At 67.9% G+C, this 16,469-nt stretch carries 16 protein-coding genes; 6 read left to right on the forward strand and 10 right to left on the reverse strand.

Going from position 1 to position 16,469, the window contains the following annotated elements; translation table 11 throughout:
* Positions 1 to 115: 115 nt before the first annotated feature.
* The 9 genes from G6N75_RS01945 to G6N75_RS01985 are packed head-to-tail and all read right to left on the reverse strand — an operon-like array spanning position 116 to position 7,576.
* Positions 116 to 1,819, reverse strand: a complete 1,704-nt coding sequence (locus G6N75_RS01945) for a Na(+)/H(+) antiporter subunit D (protein ID WP_165346388.1) — start codon at positions 1,817 to 1,819, stop codon at positions 116 to 118.
* 16 nt (positions 1,820 to 1,835) lie between these two features.
* Positions 1,836 to 2,102: a hypothetical protein gene (locus tag G6N75_RS01950; RefSeq protein WP_206202861.1), complete on the reverse strand. Its 267-nt coding sequence runs from the start codon at positions 2,100 to 2,102 to the stop codon at positions 1,836 to 1,838.
* On the reverse strand, positions 2,099 to 3,571 hold the full coding sequence (locus G6N75_RS01955; RefSeq protein WP_165346389.1) for a monovalent cation/H+ antiporter subunit D family protein: 1,473 nt from the start codon (positions 3,569 to 3,571) through the stop codon (positions 2,099 to 2,101). The genes G6N75_RS01950 and G6N75_RS01955 overlap by 4 nt, the downstream gene beginning before the upstream one ends.
* Entirely contained in the window at positions 3,568 to 5,040 is a 1,473-nt protein-coding gene (locus tag G6N75_RS01960; protein ID WP_165346390.1) for a monovalent cation/H+ antiporter subunit D family protein, read from the reverse strand. Before G6N75_RS01960 ends, G6N75_RS01955 begins: the two co-directional genes overlap by 4 nt.
* Positions 5,041 to 5,054: 14 nt before the next feature.
* Positions 5,055 to 5,408 carry a cation:proton antiporter subunit C gene (locus tag G6N75_RS01965; RefSeq protein ID WP_165346391.1) on the reverse strand — a complete coding sequence of 118 codons (354 nt, stop codon included), beginning with the start codon at positions 5,406 to 5,408 and terminating at the stop codon, positions 5,055 to 5,057.
* On the reverse strand, positions 5,405 to 6,430 hold the full coding sequence (locus G6N75_RS01970; protein WP_165346392.1) for a DUF4040 domain-containing protein: 1,026 nt from the start codon (positions 6,428 to 6,430) through the stop codon (positions 5,405 to 5,407). The genes G6N75_RS01965 and G6N75_RS01970 overlap by 4 nt, the downstream gene beginning before the upstream one ends.
* The gene (gene mnhG / locus G6N75_RS01975; RefSeq protein ID WP_165346393.1) at positions 6,430 to 6,795 is read right to left on the reverse strand and encodes a monovalent cation/H(+) antiporter subunit G; all 366 of its coding nucleotides are present in this window, start codon (positions 6,793 to 6,795) and stop codon (positions 6,430 to 6,432) included. Before mnhG ends, G6N75_RS01970 begins: the two co-directional genes overlap by 1 nt.
* Positions 6,795 to 7,061 (reverse strand): monovalent cation/H+ antiporter complex subunit F, encoded by a 267-nt coding sequence (locus G6N75_RS01980; protein WP_165346394.1) that lies wholly within the window; start codon positions 7,059 to 7,061, stop codon positions 6,795 to 6,797. The genes mnhG and G6N75_RS01980 overlap by 1 nt, the downstream gene beginning before the upstream one ends.
* Positions 7,058 to 7,576, reverse strand: coding sequence for a Na+/H+ antiporter subunit E (locus G6N75_RS01985; protein ID WP_165346395.1), 519 nt, complete (start codon positions 7,574 to 7,576; stop codon positions 7,058 to 7,060). The genes G6N75_RS01980 and G6N75_RS01985 overlap by 4 nt, the downstream gene beginning before the upstream one ends.
* A gap of 146 nt (positions 7,577 to 7,722) precedes the next feature.
* On the opposite strand from G6N75_RS01985, the gene G6N75_RS01990 reads away from it, so the two are divergent.
* From G6N75_RS01990 to G6N75_RS02010, 5 genes are all read left to right on the forward strand, one after another.
* Positions 7,723 to 8,742: an NAD-dependent epimerase gene (locus G6N75_RS01990; RefSeq protein ID WP_165346396.1), complete on the forward strand. Its 1,020-nt coding sequence runs from the start codon at positions 7,723 to 7,725 to the stop codon at positions 8,740 to 8,742.
* Positions 8,743 to 8,775: 33 nt separating this feature from the next.
* Entirely contained in the window at positions 8,776 to 10,380 is a 1,605-nt protein-coding gene (gene pgi, locus G6N75_RS01995; RefSeq protein WP_165346397.1) for a glucose-6-phosphate isomerase, read from the forward strand.
* 94 nt (positions 10,381 to 10,474) lie between these two features.
* Complete coding sequence (locus G6N75_RS02000) at positions 10,475 to 10,735, forward strand: hypothetical protein (protein WP_240900879.1); 261 nt, start codon at positions 10,475 to 10,477, stop codon at positions 10,733 to 10,735.
* Complete coding sequence (locus G6N75_RS02005) at positions 10,732 to 11,148, forward strand: type II toxin-antitoxin system VapC family toxin (RefSeq protein ID WP_165346398.1); 417 nt, start codon at positions 10,732 to 10,734, stop codon at positions 11,146 to 11,148. Before G6N75_RS02000 ends, G6N75_RS02005 begins: the two co-directional genes overlap by 4 nt.
* 30 nt (positions 11,149 to 11,178) lie before the next feature.
* Positions 11,179 to 12,936, forward strand: coding sequence for a DUF885 family protein (locus G6N75_RS02010; RefSeq protein ID WP_165346399.1), 1,758 nt, complete (start codon positions 11,179 to 11,181; stop codon positions 12,934 to 12,936).
* A 68-nt stretch (positions 12,937 to 13,004) separates the two neighbouring features.
* Here the strand turns inward: G6N75_RS02010 and G6N75_RS02015 are convergent, their stop codons facing one another.
* Entirely contained in the window at positions 13,005 to 13,403 is a 399-nt protein-coding gene (locus G6N75_RS02015; protein ID WP_165346403.1) for a histone-like nucleoid-structuring protein, MvaT/MvaU family, read from the reverse strand.
* A gap of 225 nt (positions 13,404 to 13,628) precedes the next feature.
* On the opposite strand from G6N75_RS02015, the gene G6N75_RS02020 reads away from it, so the two are divergent.
* Complete coding sequence (locus tag G6N75_RS02020) at positions 13,629 to 16,418, forward strand: TonB-dependent receptor (RefSeq protein WP_165346400.1); 2,790 nt, start codon at positions 13,629 to 13,631, stop codon at positions 16,416 to 16,418.
* The last annotated feature ends 51 nt before the right edge of the window (positions 16,419 to 16,469 follow it).

A 16,469-nucleotide genomic window follows, 5' to 3' on the forward strand; every position in this document is an offset into this window, starting at 1 on the left:
CAGCGGCAGGGCCAGCGCCAGCAGCAGCGCGGCGGCGATGGCGCCGCGGCGGCGGGAATCGAGCCAGCTTAAGTGGTGAAACGGTGTCATGCCGCGTCCGCGCTGCGACGCCTCCCTAGGGTGAGCCTGCCTCGGGAACATAGCGCAATAGCAGCAGAACGGCCAGCAGCACGGCCACCCACAGCAGCATGCTGCCGATCGGCCAGGCCCGCGCCAGCACGCCCTCGGCGCCGTGATGGCGCATCAGTTCGCCCGAGAAACGACGCAGCAGGCCGAAGGCCAGGGCGCTCGCGGCGCGCTGCAGGCCGCCGAGCAGCGCCTCGAAGCCGCGGAACAGCCGCACCCAGCCCACGCGCCAGAACCAGTCGAGATCCAGGCTGATGGTCAGCGTCCGCTTCATCAGCGGCAGCATGACGAAAAAGGCCAGGCCGGCGAACAGCAGCAGCTGGCTCTGGGTGATGACGTGCTCGGCGGTGTAGGGCACGTAGTCGACCGGGTAGGGCAGCAGGCCGTAGAGGAGCTCGGGGAAGACGCCGAGCCCGATGCACACGACGGCGAACAGCACCATGGCCGCCTGCATGTTCCACGGCGGATCCTTCGGCCGCAGCCCGGAGTCCCGCTGGAAGAACACGTACCACGGGAACTTGATGCCGGCGTGCAGGAACACGCCGGCCGAGGCCGCCACCAGCAGGAACCACACCAGGGTCATGTGCTCCCCGGCCGCGGCCGAGACGGTCAGCGACTTCGAAATGAAGCCCGAGGTGAGCGGGAAGGCGGAAATGGCCAGCGCGCCGATGGTGCCGCAGATGGTCGTCAGCGGCATGGTGCGGAACAGGCCGCCCAGCTCCGAGCACTTGTGCCGGCCGGTCTGGTAGATCACCGCGCCGGCGCTCATGAACAGCAGGGCCTTGTAGAAGATGTGGCTGAAGGCATGCGCCGCGGCGCCGTTGAGGGCCATTTCGGTCCCGATCCCCACCGCCACCACCATGAACCCGACCTGGTTGATGATCGAGTAGGACAGGATGCGGCGGATGTCGTTCTCGAGCAGGGCGTAGATGATGCCGTAGAAAATCATCCACAGCCCGATCCAGATCAGCAGCGGCTGGCCCGGGAACAGCAGCATCAGCGCCAGCACCGCCGTCTTGGTGGTGAAGGCGGAGAGGAACACCGAGCCGGTCGGCGAGGACTCGGGATAGGCGTCGGCCAGCCAGGCGCTGATGGGCGGCGCGGCGGCGTTGACCAGGATGCCGATGAACACCATCCAGGTGTCGAAGTTGTCCAGCGCCAGCGGCCTGATCTCCACCGAGCCGGTGTGGATCATGATGCCCTCGATGCCCACCTTCAGGATGATCCCGCCGAGCAGGTGCATGATGATGTAGCGGATGCCGGCGCGCTTGGAGCCGAAGGTGCCGCCGCACCAGACCACGATCACCGAGAACAGCGCCATCAGCTCCCAGAACAGGAACATCACGATCAGGTCACCGGCGAAGCTCACGCCGATGGCGCCCGCGGAGTAGGCCATGGCGGCGGCCAGCTCGTACCACTTGGCCTGGCGGAAGGCGAACAGCACGCCGCCGAAACCCATCAGCGCGAACACGGTGGCGAACAGCCGCCGTTCCGGGCCGCCCTCGACGACCTGGACCTCGTAGCCGAGGAAGGTGGCGGTGAGCTGGATGCCGTCGGGGATCTGCCAGATGGCGTAGAGCGTGACCAGCGGCGCGGCCAGCGCGATCAGCGGGCGCAGGCCGGGGCGCGACACCGCGACCAGGAAGGCCCCGATGAGCATCACGAACGCCGGCGGAATGATCAGCTCGAACATCGTGTCCCGTCCGTCCTCAGCGCTCCTGGTCCCGGTAATACTGCTCCGGCCGCTTCACCAGCCAGCCGAGCACCTTCGCGAACAGCACCATGGCCACGCAGGCGAAAAAGCCGAAAGCCGCGTTGAAGCCGAACCAGCCGTCCACGCCGAAGTGGCCGTGCACCCCGACGAAGAACTGCGCCGCCACCACCAGGCCCAGCACCAGGCCGAAGACGCGCCAGAGCCAGCGGATGGTGGCGGGCCGGGCCAGCCAGTGGTCGTGCTTGTCGTCGCGCTCGTTCATTCGGGTCCTTTCAGGATGCCGTACTCGAGGTCCACCACCGGGCCGTTGAAGACGAAGAACAACAATACCAGCGCCGCCGTGGTGGTCAGCGCCGCCACCATCGGCCAGGGCGCCTCGCCGTGGTCTTTCTGCGGCGGCTCGTCCTCGGTGTCGAAGAAGGCGCGGAACACGATCGGCAGGAAATAGGCCGCGTTCAGCGCCGTGGCGATGACCAGCACCGCCAGCACGAAATAATTGTCGTTCTGGAAGGCGCCGGCAATCATGTACCACTTCGACACGAAGCCGGCGGTCGGCGGCACGCCCACCATCGACAGCCCGCCGATGGCGAAGGCCGCCATGGTCCAGGGCATGCGCCGGCCGATGCCCGAGAGCTGGGTGATCTCGGTCTTCCTGGAAGCGATGTAGATGGCGCCGGCGGCGAAGAACAGGGTGATCTTGCCGAAGGCGTGGGCGACGATGTGCACGGCCGCGCCGATCTCCGACAGCGGCGCCAGCACCAGCGCCGCCAGCACGATGTAGGACAGCTGGCTGATGGTGGAGTAGGCCAGCATGCGCTTGATGTTGGTCTGGCGCAGCGCCACGGTCGAGGCGGCGATGATGGTGAAGCCGACGAGGTAGACCAGCAGCCGCTCGGTCGGCACCTCGACGAGAAAGTCCAGGCCGAAGATGTAGATGACGATCTTGGTGATGGTGAACACGCCGGCCTTCACCACCGCCACCGCGTGCAGCAGCGCGGAGACCGGCGTCGGCGCCACCATCGCCGCGGGCAGCCAGCGGTGCACGGGCATCACGGCGGCCTTGCCGACGCCGAGCACGAACAGCAGCAGCAGCACGGTCGCGAGGCCGCCGCTGAGGCGGCCCTCGAGGATTCCGCCCGGCCTGAAGTCCAGCGTGCCGGCTACCGAATAGGTCCAGATGATGGCCGGCAGGAACAGGCCGATGGAGGTGGCGAGCAGGATGCCGAGGTAGGTGCGGGCGCCCTGTTTCGCCTTCTCGTCCCCCTTGTGCGCCACCAGCGGGTAGGTGGACAGCGTCAGCACCTCGTAGAACACGAACAGCGTCAGCAGGTTGGCCGCGAAGGCCACGCCCATGGCGCCGGACAGCGCGATGGCGAAGCAGGCATAGAAGCGCGTCTGGTGCTGCTCGTTGTTGCCGCGCATGTAGCCGATCGAATAGACCGAGGTCACGATCCACAGGAAGCTGGCGAGCAGCGCGAACAGGATCGACAGCGGCTCGGTGTGGAAGGCGATGCTGAGCCCCGGCATCATCTCGATCAGCGTGATCTCGATGACTTCCTCGCGCCGCAGGCTCCAGAGGATGCGCAGCACCACGCCGAACAGCGCCACGGCGGTGACCAGGGTCACCGTCTCGCGCAGGTTCGGGCGCTTGCCGGTGAGGACGATCAGCAGGGCGCCGACCAGCGGCACCAGGATCGCGATCTCCAGCGCGGTGGAGGCGCTCGGGATCATGGCGCGCCTCCGTTGAGCCCGACGGTCAGCATGGCGGCCGCCCGTTCGGCGATGCCGATGGTGACGCGGGTGTCGATGCCGAACCAGAAGTTCAGGCCGACCAGGATCCAGGTCGGCACCAGCAGGGCCAGCGGCGCCTCGCAGCGGCCCGGGTCCTCGGCCGGCTGCAGGTAGGCCACCTCGACGACGCGCCAGATGTAGATGATCGCCAGCAGCGAGCCGACGATGATCACGGCGACGATCGGCCACCAGCCGAGCTCGATGGCCGCCAGCACCAGGTGCCACTTACTGATGAACCCGACCGTCAGCGGCACGCCGATCAGGCTCAGGCCGCCGGCGACGAAGGCTGCCATGGTCCAGGGCATGCGCCGGCCGAGACCCGGGAAGACCGCCAGCTGGGTGGTGCCGAGCCGGTAGGCGATGCAGCCGAGCGCCAGGAACAGCGCGCCTTTCATCAGCGCGTGGTTGAACACGTGCAGCAGGGCGGCCGTGAGGCCGAGCGCGGTCGCCATGCCGATGCCCAGCACCATGTAGCCGATCTGGGCCACCGAGGAGTAGGCCAGCATGCGCTTGATGTCGCCCTGGCCGATCGCCACCACCGAGGTGCTGAGCAGGCCGATCACCGCCAGCGGCACCAGCAGGTGCGCGGTGGGCATGTCGCCGAAGGCGAAGGCCGGGCCGAAGACGGTGTAGATGAAGCGGACCAGGACGTAGATCGCCACCTTGGTGGCGGTCGCGGCCATCAGCGCGGTGACGGCGCTGGGCGCGTAGGTGTAGGCGTTGGGCAGCCACAGGTGGAGCGGGAACAGCGCCAGCTTGAGGCAGACGCCCACCACGATGAAGGCGAAGGCAGTGTGCACGGTCCGCGTTTCCGCCACCGCCGGGATGCGCGCGGCGAGGTCGGCCATGTTGAGCGTGCCCGTCAGCGCGTACAGCAGTCCGACGCCGATCAGGAAGAAGGTGGCGCCGACCGTGCCCATGATGAGGTAGGAGAACGACGCGGTGAGGGCGCGGCGGTCCCGGCCGAGGCCGATCAGGGTGTAGGTCGCCAGCGAGGAGATCTCGAGGAAGACGAACACGTTGAAGGCGTCGCCGGTGACCGAGATGCCCATCTGGCCGGCGAGGAACAGCAGCAGCGCGGCGTAGAGATAGGGCGTCTTGCGCTCCGGCACCTCGCTGGCCAGGCTCGGCCCGGCGTAGGGCAGCACGACCGCCGCCAGCAGGGCGATCAGCAGCGCCAGCAGGGCGTTGGCCGGGTCGAGGCGGTACTCGATGCCGAAGGGCGGCGCCCAGCCCCCCATCCAGTAACTGAGCACGCCGAGGTCCATGGCCTGGGCGGCGAGCCCGGCCGCGGCCCAGAGCATGAACCAGCTCACCGCCGTGGCCCACAGCCAGGGCAGGCGGCCGGCCGGCAACAGCGCCGCCACCGCCGCGCCCAGCATGGGCACGACCACGATCAGCGGGAGCATGTGGGACGCCGTGCTCAGGGCTCTTCGTCCTTGGCCTGGACCTGGTCTTCCTCCACCGTGCCGTAGGCCTCGTTGATCCGTACGATCAGGGCGAGGGCCAGCGCGGTGGTGGCCACGCCGACCACGATGGCGGTGAGGATCAGCACGTGCGGCAGCGGGTTCGAGTAGGCCGTGTAGCCCTCGCTCAGGATCGGCACCGTGCCGTCCTCGACCACCCCCAGGCTGATGAACAGGATGAACACCGAGACCTGGAAGATGTTCAGGCCCGCCACCTTCTTCACCAGGTTGGTGCGCGAGATCATGGTGTAGAGGCCGATCATCGCCAGGATGATGGCGAGGTGGTAGTTGTAGTGGGCGAAGAAGCTCATTCCGCCGCGCCTCCCGGTCCGTCGTCGCCGTTCCCGTCGGGGCGCCGGTGGCGGCCGCGCTCGGCGAAAGTGAAATAGATCAGCAGCATCACCGAGGCCACCGTCACGCCGACGCCGATTTCCACCATGATGATGCCCATCTGCTGGGCCTTCTGCGGCGACTCGCGCAGCATGTCGTAGTCCAGGTAGTTGCCGCCCAGCAGCATGGTGAGCAGCCCGGTGCCGCCGAAGATCAGCACGCCGGCGGCGGGGAGCCTCTGCAGCACCCGCGGCGGAATCACCTGGCGGGCCTCGTCGAGCCCGAAGACCAGCGCGAACAGGATGATGGCGGCGGCGAAGATCACGCCGGCCTGGAAGCCGCCGCCCGGGCTGTACTCGCCGTGGAACTGCACGTAGAGGGCGAACAGCAGGATCACCGGCACCACCAGCTTGGCGATCACTTTCAGTACCGCGTGCTGGTCGAGACGCCGTACCGGGCGGCGCACCACCCGGGGCGGCCGGGCGCGCAGCCCCAGCAGCGCCAGCACCCCGACCACGGCCGCGAACACCACCACCACCTCGCCCAGGGTGTCGTAGCCGCGGTAACTGGCCAGGATCGAGGCGACCACGTTGGGGATGCCGATATCCGCCGTCGACTGCTGCAGGTAGTAGGGGGCGACGTGAGTGTGGACCGGGGCCGAGGGGTCGCCGAAGGCCGGGAGGTCCACGGTGCCGTAGATCAGGACGGCGCCCGTCACCCACACCACCAGCAGCGGCAGCAGCTTGCTCCGGCCGGTGACCGGCTGTTCGCGGCGCGCCGTCTGGGCCAGCGTGGCGAGCATCAGGATGGTCGAGATGCCGGCGCCGACCGCCGCTTCCGTGAAGGCGACGTCCGGCGCGTCCATGGTGGTGAACAGCCCCGCCGTGATCAGGCTGAACAGGCCGAACATCATGGCCATGGCGAACAGGTCGCGCAGCCGGAGGATCGCGATGGCGCAGACGGCCAGGAAAGCCAGCAGCAGAATGTCGACGACGGTATCCATCAGCCCTGCGCCCCGTCGGCCGCCTCATGGCCGCCGTTCGCGGGCGGCTCCCCGGCGCTCGGGTGGCGGGCGCCCGGATGCAGGCCCCCGTGCAGGGCCGCCTTGGCCAGGGCGTGCGAGGCCGTCGGGCTGGTCAGGAACAGGAACACCAGCAGGAACGCCAGCTTCACGGTCACCAGGCTGAGGCCCGACTGCAGCATCAGCCCGCCGATGATGCAGGGGGCGCACATCGAGTCGGTCAGGCTGGCGGCGTGGATGCGGCTGAAGAAATCCGGCAGCCGCAGCAGGCCGATGCCGCCGATGATGCCGAAGGCGCCGCCGACCAGGATCAGGAACCAGCTGAGCAGGTCGATGACGAGGTCCATCAGCGGAGGTCCTCTTCGGGGCCGCCGTACTCGAAATAGCGCAGCACCGCGATCACGCCGATGAAGTTGATCAGGGCGTAGGCCAGCGCGATGTCCAGCACGTCCGGCCGGCCGGTGAGGAAGGCCAGCGCGGCGATCAGCAGCACCGTCTTGGTGCCGAAGACGTTCACCGCCAGGATGCGGTCGTAGACGGTCTTGCCCAGCAGCGCGCGCGTCACTGCGAGCGCCATCGTGACCATGATGGCGAGGATCGCGGCGATGATCATCGTGACGGCGGCTCCGGCTCGTTCCCGGCGCGTTGGCCCTCGGCACGGGTGACGCGGCGGTCCATTTCGCCGCTGAGCAGGTAGTCGATGGTGTCGCTCGACAGGGCGTGCACCGTGAGGCGGCTGCCGTCGAGCGCCAGGGTCACGGTGCCCGGCGTCAGCGTGATGGAGTTCGCATAGACCACCCGGCCCATTGTCGTATGCTGGCTGGCGTCGACCTCGAACACGGTCGGGCTGATGGGCATGGCGGGCGACAGCACGCGGCGGGCCACGTCGAGGCTCGACTTCACGATCTCGACGGAGAGCCAGGGCCAGTAGGGCAGGTAGCGGGCGACCGCCCAGACCGGGTGGTGCTCCGCATCAATGACGCCCATGCGGGCGGACAGCCACAGGGTGAGGAGCACGGACAGCACGGCGAAGGTGAGCAGCACCGGCTTGTACAGGCCGGACAGCAGCAGCCAGATGGCCAGCAGAGCCAGTCCCATCAGCGCGAAATTGAGCGGTTTGCTGTTCACGGGGGGATCAGTCCAGGGCGTCGTGCAAGTCGGCAATGATAGTCGGACGGGGTGGCTGCGCCAAGAACGACGCAATCAGGTGCAAGAGACATTAATATGTATAGGTCTCCAGCGTTCCAACGCGAGGCCAAGGACGGATTCTGTTAATGAAAGTGCTCGTCACCGGCGCGGCCGGCTTTATCGGCAATCACACGGCGAAGTACCTGCTGGAACGGGGGGACGAGGTTGTCGGCATGGACAACCTCAACGAGTACTACGACCCCACGCTCAAGCGCGCCCGCCTGAGCCGGCTGCAGAACTACTCCAACTGGCGTTTCCGCAAGCTCGACCTCTGCGACCGCAGCGGCATGCAGGAGCTGTTCAAGACGGAGAAGTTCGATCGCGTGGTGCATCTCGCGGCCCAGGCCGGGGTGCGCTATTCGCTCGAGAACCCCATGGCCTACGTCGAGAGCAACCTGGTCGGGCACACCAACCTGCTCGAGGGCTGCCGGCACGGCGGCGTGGAGCACCTTGTCTATGCCTCGACCAGCTCGGTCTATGGCGCCAACACCAGGATGCCCTTCTCGGTGCACCAGAACGTGGACCACCCGCTGTCCTTCTACGCCGCCACGAAGAAGGCCAACGAGCTCATGTGCCACACCTATGCGGCGCTGTACCAGCTGCCGACGACCGGGCTGCGTTTCTTCACGGTCTACGGGCCGTGGGGCCGGCCGGACATGGCGCTGTTCAAGTTCACCAAGGCGATCCTGGAAGGCCAGCCGATCGATGTCTTCAACTACGGCAACCACAAGCGCGACTTCACCTATGTCGACGACATCGTGGAGGGCGTGGTGCGCTGCCTGGACCGGACGGCCGAGCCGAACCCGGACTGGGACAGCGACGCCCCGGACCCGGGCACCAGCTTCGCCCCGTATCGTCTCTACAACATCGGCAACCAGGGCCCGGTGGAGCTGATGCGCTATATCGAGATCCTGGAGCAGAAGCTGGGCAAGACCGCCGAGAAGAACCTGCTGCCGCTGCAGCCGGGCGACGTGCCCGACACCTGGGCCGACGTCGAGGCGCTGGCGACGGATGTCGGCTATCGCCCGAGCACGCCGGTGGAAGAGGGCGTGAGCCGCTTCGTGGACTGGTACCTGTCTTATTACCGTAACGAGCACCGGGGATGATCCGGCGTGGCCGGTGACGGTGGAGCTTAGCGGATGGGAAGCAAGAAGACCGTGTGGCCGAAGGGCCTGAAGTCCTGGGGCGCGCTCAAAGACCACTGCCGGCAGGACCTGAAGAAGCGTCACCTGCGCGACCTGTTCCGGCGCGACCCGGAGCGCTTCACCCGCTTCTCGGTCGAGGCCGAGGGCCTGCTGCTCGACTTCTCGCGCAACCTCCTCACCCGCAAGACCCTCAAGCTGCTGAACCGGCTCGCCCGCGAGACCGGCGTCGAGGTCATGCGCGAGCGCATGTTCGCCGGCGAGCACATCAACAACAGCGAGGACCGGGCGGTGCTGCACGTGGCGCTGCGCTCGGACCGCGACGACCCCTATTTCGACGGCGACTTCGACGCCACCGCCGCCGTGCACGAGGTGCTCGACCGGATGGAGGCGTTCGTCCATGCCGTGCACTCGGGCCAGTACGCCGGCCACGGCACCGGCCGCCACCTCACCGACGTGGTGAACATCGGCATCGGCGGCTCGGATCTCGGCATCGAGATGGCCGTCGGCGCGCTGGCCAACTACCGGGCGCCCGGGATGCGGGTGCACTGCGTCTCCAACATCGACGGCGTCGGCCTCGGCGACGTGCTGGCGAAGATCGACCCGGCCACCACGCTGTTCGTGATCTGCTCCAAGACCTTCACCACGCTCGAGACGCTGACCAACGCGCGGGCCGCGCGGGAATGGTTCGTGCAGCGCTACGGCGCCGAGGCGGTGCGCACCCACTTCGTCGGCGTCTCCACCAACCACGAGGCCATGGACGAGTTCGGCATCTCGCCGGCCAACCGCTTCGGCTTCTGGGATTTCGTCGGCGGCCGGTACTCGCTCTGGTCGGCGGTCGGGCTCTCGATCGCGCTGGGCATCGGCATGGACAACTTCCGCGCCCTGCTGGCCGGCGGCCGGGCCATGGACCGGCACTTCCGCGACGCGCCGCTGGACGCCAACCTGCCGGTGCTGATGGGGCTGCTGTCGGCCTGGAACACCAACTTCCTCGGCTGCAACAGCCTCGCCGTGCTGCCCTACGACAGCCGGCTGGCCCGCTTCCCCGCGTATCTCCAGCAGCTGCACATGGAGTCCAACGGCAAGGCCCGGCAGCGCGACGGCGCCAAGGTCACCGTGGACACTGCGCCGGTGCTGTGGGGCGAGCCCGGCTCGAACGCCCAGCACAGCTTCTTCCAGCTGCTGCACCAGGGCACGCAGCAGGTCGCGATCGACTTCCTGGCGCCGGTGCAGGCGTCCGGGCCTTCGCAGGAGCAGCACGACCTGGCGCTGGCGAACATGCTGGCCCAGGCGCGGGCGCTGTCGGATGGGGACTGTCCCCAGGACCGGTCCTGGGGACAGTCCCCAGGGAACCGGCCCAGCACCACGCTGCTGTTCCAGAAGCTCGACCCCGAGACCCTGGGCAAGCTGGTGGCCCTGTACGAGCACAAGGTCTTCGTCGAGAGCATCATCTGGGGGCTCAACGCCTTCGACCAGCCCGGCGTGGAGCTCGGCAAGCGCCTGGCCCGCGAGATGACCGACGCCGTGGCGGAGCCGGACGGCTTCCAGGGCGGCGACGCCTCGACCCGCGGCATGCTCGACGCCATCGCGCGCTGGCGCTGAATCCAGTTTCCCGGCCCGCGAATCCCGGCTGTCCGGCAGTCGGCACCACCCCTATGCTGGCGCTTTATCGGGTCGCGACCGAGAGGTAACGTTGTTGAAAGTTTCAACAATGGACCGGCCAATAGCGACCGTCAATTTCAGCGTCCCCGACGATGTCCGGGACGCGTTCAACGAGGCCTTCGCGGGCCAGAACAAGAGCGCGGTGATCGCGGCCCTCATGCGCGAGGCGGTCCAGCGCCAGCAGCGCCAGGCCCGCAGCCGGGCGGCCATCCGGCGCATCCTGGCGCGCCGCGACCGCGCGCCGGTGGCCGGCACGAACGAACTCGACGCGGCCAGGCGAGCGGGCCGTCCTTGATCCGGGTACTGGACGCCAGCGTTGCCCTGCAGTGGTTCTTTCGCCTCGAGGACGAGAGCGCCGGGTCGGAAGCCGCGCTGGAGTTGCTGGCGGCGGTCGCCGCCGGGGACGTGCGCCTCCTGCAGCCGCCGCATTTCATCGCCGAGATGGCTGCCGTGCTGGTGCGCAAGTGGCCGGAAGGATGGCAGGCCGCCCTGGACGACCTGCTGGCGATCGAGATGGAGACCTGGCAGGAGGATGATGTCTACCGGGTCGGAGCCGACCTCGCACAACGGACCGGAGCCCACCTCTTCGATACCCTCTATCACGCGACGGCGCTCCACTTTCCGGCGGCCGAGCTCGTGACGGCGGACCGGCGGTATTTCGCGCGGGCGCGCCGCTTCGGCCAGGTGCGACTGTTGCCGGGGCTATAATCCGCGCTCGCTTCGCCCGAGGTCTGCCCGATGCTTCGACTGCTGGTTTCCATAATCGCCGCGAGCCTGCTCGCCGGCTGCGCCACCGTACGCCCCGACCCGGTCGCCGAGTTCGACGCCCTGGTCGCCGACTACGAGGCCTGGCGCCTGGCCCAGAACCCCGTCGCGGCGGGCCGGCAGGGCGATCTCGAGGCGGCCGGGCGCTGGCCCGACGGCTCCTTCGATGCGGTCGCGGCGCGCAACGAGGCCAATGCGGCGTTCCTGGCGCGGCTCGAGGCCATCGACCCCGACGCACTGGACCCGCGCCAGCAGGTCAGTCACGCCGTGCTGGACTACCTGCTGGGCTCGGCGGTGGTCCTCGCGGCCTTCGAGCCCGAGCGCATCGCCTTCACCAACGACAGCGGCTTCTTCTCCTACCCCGGTTCGCTGGCGCTCTCCACCCGTCCGCGCACGGTGGCCGAGGCCGAGGCCTGGATCCGGCGCATCGAGAGGATCCCGGGCTATTTCGAGCAGCAGGTCGCCTGGCTGCGGCGCGGGCTGGAAACCGGCGTGGTGCAGCCGGCGTACATCCTGCCCGGCGTCATAACCCAGGTCGAGACGCTGGCGAACACGCCGGCGGCGGAGAGCATGCTCTTCGCACCGCTCGAGAGCCTGCCGGCGCAGGTGCCGGCGGCCGAGCGGGCCCGCCTGCACGCCGAGGCGCTGGCAGCGATCGAGCAACATGCGCTGCCGGCCTACCAGGCGCTGCTGGCCTTCTTCCGCGACGAGTACCTGGCGGCGCCGCGCGAGACCGTGGGGATTTCCGCCGTACCGGGCGGGCGCGACTACTATCGCGAGCTGGTGCGCTACCACACCACCCGCGACATGACCCCCGAGCAGGTGCACGAGGTCGGGCGGGCCGAGGTGGCGCGCATCCGCGCCGAGATGGAGAAGGTGATCGCGCAGACCGGCTTCGAGGGCAGCTTCGCCGAGTTCCTGCAGTTCCTGCGCACCGACCCGCAGTTCTACGCCCGGAGCGAGGCAGAGCTGCTGATGCACGCGGCCTGGATCGCCAAGCGGGCCGACGACCAGATGCCGCGTTTTTTCCGCAACCTGCCGCGGCTGCCCTACGGCGTGCGGCCGGTGCCGGCGTCGATGGCGCCGAACTACACCACCGGCCGCTACTGGCCGGGCGACCTCGAAGGCGGCGTGGCCGGCGGCTACATGGTGAACACCTACGCGCTCGACCAGCGGCCGCTGTACGAGCTGCCGGCGCTGACGGTGCACGAGGGCGTGCCGGGGCATCACCACCAGTTCTCGGTCTCCCAGGAGCTCGAGGGCGTGCCCGAGTTCCGCCGCCAGAGCTATATCACGGCCTACGGCGAGGGCTGGGGCCTCTACACCGAGTACCTGGCCATCGACATGGGGCTGTACACCACGCCCTACGAGCACTTCGGCCGGCTGACGTTCGAGATGTGGCGCGCCTGCCGGCTGGTGATCGACACCGGTATCCACTGGTACGGCTGGACCGTCGAGCAGGCCGAAGCCTGCCTGCTGGAGAACTCTGCGCTGGCGCCCCACAACGTCCGCACGGAGGTCGCGCGTTACATCGCCTGGCCGGGCCAGGCCCTGGCTTACAAGATCGGGGAGCTGCTCATCCGCCGGCTGCGTTCCGAGGCCGAGGTTGCGCTGGGCGCGGATTTCGATATCCGCGCTTTCCACGACCACCTGCTGGGCGAGGGCGGCATGCCGCTGTCGGCGCTGGAGGCGCGGATGCAGGCGTGGATTGAAGAGCAGGAAAAGAATTAACAACCGGCGCCGGGCACGCGGGAGTTATTATTTAATTCACGCGTGCCCGGCCTGTTACGGCAGCCGTGTTATTCCTGGGTCTGCGCCCAGCCCTCGACCGTCTCCGAGCCGTGCTCGGCCTTCCACGCTTTCAATATCTTGTGGTTGGCGCCGCGGGTCTTGACCACCTCGCCCGTGACCGGGTTGGTGTAAATCTTCAGCCGGCGGCGGCGGCGCTTGCGCACCGGGCCCGCGGCCTTGGCCCGGCCGCCCCCGGCGCCCTTGCCGGGGCCGCGCCCGCCCTTCAGGTCGAACAGCTCGGCCAGCACCGTGGCCGGCCGGTTGTGCTTCTTCAGCAGCGCCTCGATCTCTTCCCGCAACTTCAGGTCGGTCTTCAGTTCCTTGTCGTTCTCGAGGGCCTTGAGTTCTGCCGTGAGCTTGGCGAGCCTCGCTTCCTTGGCGCGTAGTTCTTTTAATTTCTGCGACATTTTCAAGTTATCACCCGGTTAATATCCACGCATTAATAAAAATTACATGCAGCGGCGATGAAAATAACATCTTCGATAATTAGGGACAATAAATAGATATTCCCGCGGCCGGCTGGTCGGGGACCAAGGCCCTGGCGCCGCCTTAATCATTCCGTAACACCGGCCTGTTTCAATGTTCCGCGTTTTGCGCCGGGGCTGTTCCGGCGCGCCACCAGGATCGAGAGAATGAAGACCAGGTACCTGCTCCTTCCCGGCGCTGCCGCGCTGACCCTGTTCGCCCTGCCCGCCGTCGCCGGCGACATCACCGGCCGGGTGGTCGACGAGGCCACCGGCCGCCAGCTGGCCGGCGCCGCGATCACCGTTAACCCGGGCAACATCCGCGCCGTAGCGGACGCGGCCGGGCGCTATCGCGTGCGCAACCTCGCCGAGGGCACGTATGACATCCAGGTCCGGTCCTCGGGCTACGAATCGGTGACGCTGAACGTCGCGGTGCCGGCCACCGGCGTCGTCGAGCGTCCCGTCGCGCTGGCCGCCGCCGGGCCGATGGAAGAGGTCGTGGTGACCGGCTTCCGCGCCGCCCAGCTGGACTCGATCCAGGACAAGCGTTATGCGGACGTGATCCGCGATTCGGTCACCTCCAACGACGTGGGCAAGCTGCCCGACCGCAACGCGGCCGAGGCGCTGCAGCGCGTCCCCGGCGTGTCGATCACCATTGACCAGGGCGAAGGCCGCTATGTCTCCGTGCGCGGTATCGACGCGGCGCTGAACAACGTGACCATCGACGGCGCGATCATCGGCGCGCCCGAGAGCGACCGCCGCATCGCGCTGGACACCATCCCGTCCAACGTGCTCGCCAGGCTCGAGGTCACCAAGACGGTAACGCCGGACATGGACGGCAACGCCGTGGGCGGCTCCGTGAACCTGGTGACCCCGAGCGCCTTCGATCTGCGCGAGGGTGAGCGCGGCGAAGTGGCTGCCGAGTACGGCTACTACGACATGAACGGCGAGAGCCCCTTCGGCGTGAGCGCGAGCTGGGGCGATCTGTTCGGGCCGGATGAGCAGTTCGGCGTGCTCCTGAGCGCGAGCCACTCGGAGCGCGAGTTCGAGTCGGAGAACGTGCAGGGCGGCAACATCTGGGAAGAAGAGGGCGACTTCTTCGTGCCCGAAGAGCTCGTGCTGCGCGACTACACGCTCGAGCGCGTGCGTACCAGCGTGGTGGCCAACCTCGAATGGCAGCCGCGCGACGGCACGCGCGTCTACCTGCGCAACATCTGGAACGAGTTCCGCGACACCGAGCAGCGGCTCGAGACGCTGTGGGACTACCGCAACGGCGACTTGATCGACCAGACGCCGATTTCCGGCACCTTCACCGAGGGCGAGGGCGAGCGGGCCTCCAAGGACCGCCGCGAGGAACAGTCGATCTTCAACAGCACCCTCGGCGGCGAATTCCTGCTGGGCAGCTGGACCGTGGAGGCTGCCTATACCTTCGGCAAGGCCGAGCAGGACACGCCCTACGACGAGGAATGGAAGTTCGCCCTGGCCGACGTGCTGCCGATGACCTACGATACTTCGAGCTTCTTCTTCGATGTCGACGCCGGGCCGGAGTTCGACGAGCCGGCCAACTTCGAGTTCGACGAGCTCGAGGTCGCCAACCAGATCGTCGAGGAAGACCTCAATGCCCTGCGGCTGGATTTCCGCCGCGACTTCACCTTCGACCAGCGCCCGGCCTACCTCAAGTTCGGTGGCAAGTTCACCGGGCGCGAGAAGACCAGCGACGAGACCGCGATCGTCTACGACGGCTTCGACGGCGACCTGACGATGAGCGGCCTCAGCCGGCCGGGCAAGCGGGGCTTTTTCTGCGACCAGCGCTGCTACAACATCGGCCCCGCGATCGACCACCAGGCGGCCAACGCCTTCCTGGCGGCCAATCTCGGCAGCTTCGAGATCAGCGATGACGACAGCCGCGAAAAAAGCGCCGAGTCCGACTTCGTGGTCGAAGAGGACGTCACCGCCGGCTATCTCATGGGTGGCATCGACTACACCAACCTCTGGCTGGTCGGCGGCGTCCGCGTCGAGCGCACCGATATCGACTCCCAGGCCCCGGACATCACCTTCGAGGACGGCGACCTGGCCGCGGACCTGCCCACGCGGTTCGGCAGCAACAGCTACACCAACTGGCTGCCGGGCCTGCAGGCGCGCTGGGCCGCGCGCGAGGACGTGGTCGTCCGCGCCGCCTGGACCAACACCATCGGCCGCGCCAACTACGAGGACCTGGCGCCCTTCCGCATCTTCGAGGTCGACCCGGTGGACGTGGACGTCTTCGAGGGCTCGGTCGAGGAGGGCAACCCGGACCTGGATCCGCTGGAGTCGATGAACTGGGACGCCTCGGTGGAATGGTACCCGGCCGGCGGCGGCCTGGTGGCGCTGGGCTTGTTCTACAAGGATATCGAGAGCCCGATCTACACCCAGGTCACGGAGCTGGAGAACACGGACTTCGAGGGCCGTTTCTTCAGCGAGCTCGAGCTCAGCCGGCCGGAGAACGCCGACAGCGGCGAGATCCTCGGCATCGAGCTCAACTACCAGAAGCAGTTCACCGGCCTGCCGTCGCCCTTCAGCGGCTTCGGCGTGGCGCTGAACTACACCTTCACCGACAGTGAGGCGACGGTGTTCGGCCGCGACGACAAGCTGCCGTTCTTCCTGCAGTCGGACCATCTCGCGAACTTCGCGTTGTTCTACGAGAAGCGCGGCTTCGAGTTGCGCGCCGCGGTGGCTTACCGCAGCGAGTACCTCGACGAGGTCGGCGAGGACCGCGACAGCGACCTGTACGTCGACGCCCGCACGCAGGTGGACCTGAAGGGCAGCTACGACTTCGGCAACGGCCTGACGGCGTCGCTCGAACTGCTCAACGTGACCGACGAGCCGCTGCAATTCCTCAGCGGCGGGCGCTCGGACCGGCTGGCGGAGAACGAGTTCTACGGCTGGAGCGCCATCGCGGGCCTCAAGTACCGCTTCTGAGCGGCGCCAGGGCCAGGGACGGCACCGGCCGGTGAGGTTGCTTCGACGAGG

It is taken from the genome of Thioalkalivibrio sp. XN8, assembly GCF_011058255.1.
Classification (GTDB): domain Bacteria; phylum Pseudomonadota; class Gammaproteobacteria; order Steroidobacterales; family XN24; genus XN24.

Bases quoted from the DNA above. Each gene is read 5' to 3' on its own strand.
- G6N75_RS01980 (WP_165346394.1), bottom strand. From the start codon at position 7,061: ATGATCATCGCCGCGATCCTCGCCATCATGGTCACGATGGCGCTCGCA.
- G6N75_RS01945 (WP_165346388.1), bottom strand. From the start codon at position 1,819: ATGTTCGAGCTGATCATTCCGCCGGCGTTCGTGATGCTCATCGGGGCC.
- G6N75_RS01965 (WP_165346391.1), bottom strand. From the start codon at position 5,408: ATGAGCTTCTTCGCCCACTACAACTACCACCTCGCCATCATCCTGGCG.
- G6N75_RS02015 (WP_165346403.1), bottom strand. From the start codon at position 13,403: ATGTCGCAGAAATTAAAAGAACTACGCGCCAAGGAAGCGAGGCTCGCC.
- G6N75_RS01950 (WP_206202861.1), bottom strand. From the start codon at position 2,102: ATGAACGAGCGCGACGACAAGCACGACCACTGGCTGGCCCGGCCCGCC.
- pgi (WP_165346397.1), top strand. From the start codon at position 8,776: ATGGGAAGCAAGAAGACCGTGTGGCCGAAGGGCCTGAAGTCCTGGGGC.
- G6N75_RS01990 (WP_165346396.1), top strand. From the start codon at position 7,723: ATGAAAGTGCTCGTCACCGGCGCGGCCGGCTTTATCGGCAATCACACG.
- G6N75_RS01955 (WP_165346389.1), bottom strand. From the start codon at position 3,571: ATGATCCCGAGCGCCTCCACCGCGCTGGAGATCGCGATCCTGGTGCCG.
- G6N75_RS02020 (WP_165346400.1), top strand. From the start codon at position 13,629: ATGAAGACCAGGTACCTGCTCCTTCCCGGCGCTGCCGCGCTGACCCTG.
- G6N75_RS01970 (WP_165346392.1), bottom strand. From the start codon at position 6,430: ATGGATACCGTCGTCGACATTCTGCTGCTGGCTTTCCTGGCCGTCTGC.
- G6N75_RS01960 (WP_165346390.1), bottom strand. From the start codon at position 5,040: ATGCTCCCGCTGATCGTGGTCGTGCCCATGCTGGGCGCGGCGGTGGCG.
- mnhG (WP_165346393.1), bottom strand. From the start codon at position 6,795: ATGGACCTCGTCATCGACCTGCTCAGCTGGTTCCTGATCCTGGTCGGC.
- G6N75_RS02010 (WP_165346399.1), top strand. From the start codon at position 11,179: ATGCTTCGACTGCTGGTTTCCATAATCGCCGCGAGCCTGCTCGCCGGC.